We start from the raw sequence: 3839 nt of genomic DNA on the forward strand, positions 1-3839 counted from the left end.
TGCGCAATAATGATTCAGGTATTGAAAGAGCTCGATAAACCAAAAGATGACGTATATTTTGTCTTTGCCGTACAGGAGGAAGTCGGAATTGTTGGTGCCAGTGTCGCTGCATTCGATATTATGCCCGATATGGCTGTTGCGATAGATGTTACAGCTGGCCCTGACACTCCCAAATCCTTTAAGAGAATGGGCTTCAAACTTGGAGGAGGTCCAACGATAAAAATCAAGGATCGAGGAAGCGTAAGTTCTGCAAGGGTTGTCTCAAGACTGAAAGAGGTTGCTGAAAAGAAGGAAATTCCAACCCAGTATGAGGTACTGATTTTTGGAGGTACTGATGCAAGAGGTTATCAGACAACTGGGAGAGGAATAGCATCGGGGACCGTCTCGATTCCATGTAGATATGTGCACTCTCCTCACGAAATGGTCGACTATGACGATGTCTTGAATGCGGTTCGTCTTCTTAAGGGTCTTGCAGAAGAAGGAGTGGAATGAAGAGAATTACATTTACGAGCGAATCGACCGAAAGATGTCAGCTCATCTTTGGTAAGAATATGATTGAGAAGCTCCCTGAGTCAATTAGAGTAGTAGACTCAGGGTTCAAGAAGTCATTTGCGGGAAATTTGAAGCCTGAATACTTAATGCCTGGCGGAGAGCATATTAAGTCTATCGACAGGGTGTTCGAGATTTATCAGCTGGTTAGAGTGTCAAGATGTAAAGCCGTTACTGCAATTGGTGGAGGTTCAATTATAGATCTGGTAGGATACGCGTGTGCGGGCCATACAGAAGTGGAAAAACTCTTCCTTTTTCCAACGACCACCGTTGGTCAGATTATGCCCGCTATTAACGGATTCAAGTTGAATTTCGAGTTTGTCAAGGATCTTCTCTGCGCAAATGGCATTCCTGACAGAGTGTTTATTGATTCTTCGATAAGCTATAAAGAATATCTTGACTCATCGAGAAGTGATCTACTCTTTCCTTTACTAGTTGCCCTTTCTTTCGATATGAGATTGTTCAAATACATTTCAAACCTTGTGGCTTCTGGAAAAGAGATTACTGAAGAGCAATGGGATGATATTGTTTTCTCTTCTGTAAAAGCCTATTTGAAGGGAATAGAGCTCAAGAAACCATTTGTTGGAGCGGAAACTGGAGGACTCATTGAAACTGCTTCGAGACTCAGAACCGGAAATAGGGCAGCGGTGATTCTCGGCGCAATGGTAGAACTGCGGCTCGCCAGGGAATTCAGTAACAATGACGTTAAAAGCTCGGAGGTTTTTTTCGGTTTAGTGAGGCAGCTGTGGAACAGAAACTGGCCCTCGAGAATTGATTTATCGTCCTTGGTCGATCTGATTGAACAAAAGGGTGGTCTAAAAATCAGTACGCCCGACGGTAGTCTAGATGGAACTTATTTTGTCGGGTATTCTTCATTTGAAAGGTTCATTAGAGAGAAAACGTGGAGAGGATTGGAGAGTTTTGCATGAGCGAAGAATCACATGACTATGTCTTGAAGACATTGATTGTAGTTGTTCTCGGACTATCTGCCATTGTTTTTATCTTAGGAGGCTATGCAATTCTGCTTCGAGAGGAAAACCGTAGAGCGAAGCTCGTAATAGAAGAGATTCGAAGCTCGGTTTTTACCCCTTCAACCGATCAACCAGAAGTATCAGAAAATTCCGTTGAAATTCCGACAGGTACACAGATAATTAGGGAAGCGATCTCAGTTCCCGAGACTCAAAACTTCTTCCTTGAGACTTTCGATTACCGAAGGTTAATAACAAATTCCTTCGATTTCTTGGCTGAAGGCTCTGAGTTCGGTTATGTGGTTGTAGAAGAAGGAACGGCCTTCAAACTTTGTGTAGAAAAGGGTTTAGGTAAGTATTTTATTACCCGTGTGGATGATCAATTTGGTGTTATGTTTCTTGGTGAAAACCCACTTACCGGTCTTTATGACTCAAAAACCGCTTATGGAATTCAGCTTGTTTCTCATACAGTATCTGACGGCATAGCGCCTCAGGTCATGGATCTCAGAAGTGCCGGTTATCCTGCCTTTGTATACAAATCAATAACAACTGATGGAAGAACCTTCTACGCAGCTATACTGGGAGTATTTCCGGATGCCAATGCGGCTCGGAATTATTCCTCAGAAGTTGATGTCCAGTCTTTACAGAGGATAACGGGATGGAATATCACAGACAGATTTCCGAGGCAACTTAAATGAGGAAGTTAACTGTCAAAGAGCTTCAGATAATTGGTTCGGTTGTAATTCTTGTCTTGATGGGTTTTGTTGCAGTCATTGGGTACACCGGGACGGAAAGCACCGAACAGAATTTCGATCATACGGAGTCTGTTAGTTTTCCGATCGACTTGAATTCGTGTACAGAGAGGGAGCTTGAGCTACTCCCAGGAATTGGTCCGGCAAAAGCAAGAGCTATTATCGATTACAGAACCTCGGTGGGTCAGTTCGGCTCTGTCGAAGATATTCTCCAGGTTAGGGGTATCGGAGAGAAGACGTTAAGCAGTTTCAGGAAAATGGTGACTGTTGCGGGTTCCGCAACCACTCCTGCAGATGTAAACACCCTAATCGACATAAACAAGGCAGACGTATTGTCACTGCAAGATATTCCGGGTATTGGGGAGGCGAAAGCAAAGGCAATAGTCGAGTTTAGAGAAAAAAACGGATCGTTCAGGACCTCGGACGACCTTCTGAAAGTACCGGGTATCGGCCCCTCAATTCTCTCAGAGATTCTCGCTAGCATTGTTCCTCTTGCTGGAAGCGAGAAGCAATCAGGTTCCTTGAAGGTGAACGTCAATACTGCTGATGAGGAGGCTCTTTGTGGGCTTCCAGGCGTAGGACCGGTTATTGCCAAAAGAATAGTCGAATTCCGAGCTCGATTCGGCCCCTTTCGTTCATATGAGGATTTGGAGAGAGTAAGCGGGATTGGGGAAAAAACCGTCGCGAACCTGAAGGAGCTGATAGAGTTTTGAATGTGCTACATGTCTGTTGTGCGCCGGATCTGGTAAGCACAGTTTTTAAGATGGAAGAGCTCAGAGACTCAAAGCTTTTCTTTTACAATCCGAACATATTTCCCGAAGAGGAGTTTTTCAGAAGATATAAAGCTTTTAAAGAGGTCTGTGAGAGTTTGTCAGTTGTGTGTCCCGAGCCAAGTTACTACCCAGAAGACTTTTCGAAAATTCTCGATTCTTATGTTGATGAGAAGGAAGGTGGAATTAGGTGCTCTAAGTGCATCGAGCTGAGGCTTAAGAAAACTGCGGAAATGGCCAAGTCAATTGGCGCTGAGAGTTTTAGCACTACTCTTTTAGCGAGCCCCAGGAAGTCTGTTAAGCTCATAACCCTTATCGGGGATAAGATTGCGAATGATCTAAGTATTGAGTTCATCTCTGGGAATTTCAGAGTGGACAGAGGGAAACTGAATACCTTGATCAGGGGCATTTACAGACAAGACTACTGCGGTTGTAAAGCCAGTCTGAGCGAGAAGAAGAAAGAGAGAGAGATAAGAGACACTAGGGACAGAGAGAGGCTCGAGCGAGACTTTGGCGATTTGGTCAACCTTTGGAGATTCAGAGGAGAGGTTGTTCTTCGAAGCGAAATTCCTGTAAACGATATTTCCGAGCTGAAAAAACTGATTGAAATCATAAAGCCAGCAACTCTATTTGACGATTTAGAAGACGCCGAGCTGAAGAACAAGAGATGGCTGAAGACAGGTACCTACAATTGCAGGATACTTAAGGAGAAGGATCAATGATTGCCTTAGCTAAAAGAATAAAAGAACTGGGCGAAGAGTGTGGAATGACCTTTCGTTTGGTGGACGAAAATGGGATCC

General features: G+C 44.0%; 5 protein-coding genes. All 5 read left to right on the plus strand.

Annotated elements, in window-relative coordinates; all coding sequences use genetic code 11:
• Positions 1-492 (plus strand): M20/M25/M40 family metallo-hydrolase (locus BG32_RS13805; protein ID WP_121526996.1); only part of this gene is annotated, 492 nt, incomplete at its 5' end.
• Positions 489-1478 (plus strand): 3-dehydroquinate synthase (modular protein), encoded by a 990-nt coding sequence (locus BG32_RS13810; RefSeq protein WP_006492142.1) that lies wholly within the window; start codon positions 489-491, stop codon positions 1476-1478. The genes BG32_RS13805 and BG32_RS13810, both read left to right, overlap by 4 nt.
• Complete coding sequence (locus tag BG32_RS13815) at positions 1475-2215, plus strand: SPOR domain-containing protein (RefSeq protein ID WP_006492144.1); 741 nt, start codon at positions 1475-1477, stop codon at positions 2213-2215. The genes BG32_RS13810 and BG32_RS13815 overlap by 4 nt, the downstream gene beginning before the upstream one ends.
• Entirely contained in the window at positions 2212-2982 is a 771-nt protein-coding gene (locus tag BG32_RS13820; RefSeq protein ID WP_006492145.1) for a ComEA family DNA-binding protein, read from the plus strand. The genes BG32_RS13815 and BG32_RS13820 overlap by 4 nt, the downstream gene beginning before the upstream one ends.
• Positions 2983-2984: 2 nt before the next feature.
• Entirely contained in the window at positions 2985-3761 is a 777-nt protein-coding gene (locus tag BG32_RS13825) for an epoxyqueuosine reductase QueH (RefSeq protein ID WP_259459756.1), read from the plus strand.
• Positions 3762-3839 lie beyond the last annotated feature (78 nt).

Source organism: Mesotoga sp. HF07.pep.5.2.highcov (assembly GCF_003666285.1).
Classification (GTDB): domain Bacteria; phylum Thermotogota; class Thermotogae; order Petrotogales; family Kosmotogaceae; genus Mesotoga; species Mesotoga prima.

Bases quoted from the DNA above. Each gene is read 5' to 3' on its own strand.
- BG32_RS13810 (WP_006492142.1), top strand. From the start codon at position 489: ATGAAGAGAATTACATTTACGAGCGAATCGACCGAAAGATGTCAGCTC.
- BG32_RS13815 (WP_006492144.1), top strand. From the start codon at position 1,475: ATGAGCGAAGAATCACATGACTATGTCTTGAAGACATTGATTGTAGTT.
- BG32_RS13820 (WP_006492145.1), top strand. From the start codon at position 2,212: ATGAGGAAGTTAACTGTCAAAGAGCTTCAGATAATTGGTTCGGTTGTA.